General features: G+C 64.9%; 1 protein-coding gene. It reads right to left on the bottom strand.

Annotated elements, in window-relative coordinates:
• On the bottom strand, window positions 1-1462 hold a 1462-nt coding region (locus SCWH03_RS28180; RefSeq protein ID WP_254077097.1), incomplete at its 3' end, for an amino acid adenylation domain-containing protein.
• Window positions 1463-1573 lie beyond the last annotated feature (111 nt).

Raw genomic sequence — 1573 nt, 5'->3', positions numbered from 1 at the left:
CCCGATAGTCCGTCTTGCCCTGCGCCGTCAAAGGCAGCGCCTCCAGCACCACAAAACGACGCGGAACCATATACGACGGCAGCATCCGCCCCAGAAACGCACGCAACTCGTCCACCACCAGAACCCCACCCCCCGCCACCACATACGCCACAAGCCCCACACCACCCACCCCAACCCCGTCCCCGTCCCCGGACACCACCCCGTCCCCGTCCCCGTCCGCACGCGCCACCACCGCCGCACGCAACACACCCGGATGACCCTCCAGAACCGCCTCCACCTCACCCGGCTCAACCCGATGACCCCGAACCTTCACCTGCGCATCCACCCGCCCCGCATACTCCAACACACCCCGCGCATTCCAACAGGCCAGATCACCACTGCGATACAAACGCTCCCCCGGCAACCCACTCAAATGATCCGGAACAAAACGATCCGCCGTCAACGCCGCCCGCCCCACATACCCACGCGCCACACCCGGCCCACCCACCAACACCTCACCCACCACCCCCACTGGACACAACACCCCGAACCCATCCACCACAAACACCCGCACATCACCCAACGGCCGACCCACACACGTACGCACACCCCCCACATCACCCACACCCACCACACCACGCGACACATGAACCGTCGCCTCCGTAATCCCATACATATTCACCAACCGCGGCACATCCCACCCATGCCGCTCCACCCACCGACGCACCGCACCACCACGCAACACCTCCCCACCAAACACCACCACACGCAACGCCAAACCCACCCCACACTCCCGATCCGCCCTCTCCAACTGCTCAAACGCCGACGGCGTCTGACTCAACACCGTCACCCCCTCCTCACCCAGCAACCGCAGAAAACCCACCGCATCCCGAACCACCGACCCCGGAACAACAACCAACCGCCCCCCAGTCGACAACGCACCCCACATCTCCCACACCGAAAAATCAAACGCAAAACTATGAAACAACGACCACACATCCCCCACACCCAACCCCAAACCCCGACCAGCAGCACCCACCAACCGCGTCACACTCCCATGCGACACCACCACCCCCTTCGGCCGACCCGTCGACCCCGACGTAAAAATCACATACGCCGCATTACCCGGAACAACCACCCCACCCACCAAACCACCCACCGAACCACCCCAATCCACCCCCGCAAGATCCACCACCCCCCACGGACCCACCGGCACCACCGCATCCTCCACCACCACCAACGACACACCCACCTCACCCAACATGAAAGCCATACGACCCGCCGGCAACCCCGGATCCAACGGCACATACACACCCCCCGCCTTCAACACCCCCAACGCCGCCACCACCATATTCACCGAACGCCCCACACACACACCCACCGGCGTCTCCACCCCCACCCCCAACCCCCGCAAACGAGCAGCCAACACACCCGCCCGCACCTCAAGCTCCCCATACGACAACCACTCACCCCCACACGACACAGCCACCGCATCCGGACACTCCGCCGCCCGAGCAGCCACCACACCATGCACCGTCCCCACACCGAACAACTCCCCACCACCACCCCACTCCCCCAACACCCCCCGCTCCGC

The organism is Streptomyces pacificus, from assembly GCF_011766325.1.
Taxonomy (GTDB): domain Bacteria; phylum Actinomycetota; class Actinomycetes; order Streptomycetales; family Streptomycetaceae; genus Streptomyces; species Streptomyces pacificus.
The sequence above is the reverse complement of the archived record's forward strand: the minus strand, read 5'-3'. Positions and strand labels throughout refer to the sequence as shown.